Origin of the sequence: Litchfieldella qijiaojingensis, from assembly GCF_014651875.1 — a bacterium.
Classification (GTDB): Bacteria; Pseudomonadota; Gammaproteobacteria; order Pseudomonadales; family Halomonadaceae; genus Litchfieldella; species Litchfieldella qijiaojingensis.
The window spans coordinates 1-783 of record NZ_BMXS01000081.1 but is presented as its reverse complement, the minus strand read 5'-3'; the positions used below and the strand labels follow the sequence as shown (position 1 = coordinate 783).

The following is a 783-nucleotide window of genomic DNA, read 5'->3' as shown; positions in this document are numbered from 1 at the left end:
GTCATTGGATTGATGATGGCCCTTCGTGACACTTCGCCATCAGCTCTTCCATCATTTCGATGGGGCACTTGAAGTCGAAACGTTTGCGCGGCCGGATATTGAGTTCGAGGGCAATGGCATCGAGCTCCTCCTGGCTATGGACCGATAAGTCGGTGCCTTTCGGGAGATACTGGCGAATCAGGCCGTTGATGTTCTCGTTGCTGCCCCGTTGCCATGGGCTGTGAGGATCACAGAAGTAGATGGCAACGCCCGTGTGCTGGGTGATCTCCGCATGCTTGGCCATTTCTCGGCCCTGATCGTAGGTCAGGCTTTTGCGCGCGGCCAGCGGCATGCGATTCAGTGCCGCACTGAAGCCCTCGACCGCCGAGGTCGCCGTGGCATCGTGCATCTTGGCCAGGATCAGATAGCCGCTGCTGAGCTCGACCAGCGTGCCGACCGCCGAGGCATTGGCTTTCCCCTTGATCAAGTCGCCCTCCCAGTGACCGGGCATCTCGCGTTTCCCGACCTCCGGAGGGCGGAGATGAATACTGACCATCTCGGGAATCTGGCCGCGCCGATCCACTTGCCCGCGGCGCGGCTTGCGCGTTGACTTGCCCTGTCGCAGGCAATGGATCAGCTCCTTGCGCAGCTCACCCACGGGCAGCGCATGGATGGCATCGTAGATCGTTTCACGACAGACGTAGGCGTCTCGGAGGCTGGGTATCGTCATATGTCTGAGCTTGCCGGCGATCTGCTCGGGAGACAAGCGCTGACGTAACAGGTACAGGACCAGCGCGAAGCGTT

1 protein-coding gene is annotated in these 783 nt (G+C 60.4%); it reads right to left on the bottom strand.

The window, feature by feature from the left end; all coding sequences use genetic code 11:
* Position 1 precedes the first annotated feature (1 nt).
* A partial coding sequence (locus IE093_RS22315; protein ID WP_189473140.1) for an IS30 family transposase occupies positions 2-783 on the bottom strand: 782 nt, incomplete at its 5' end.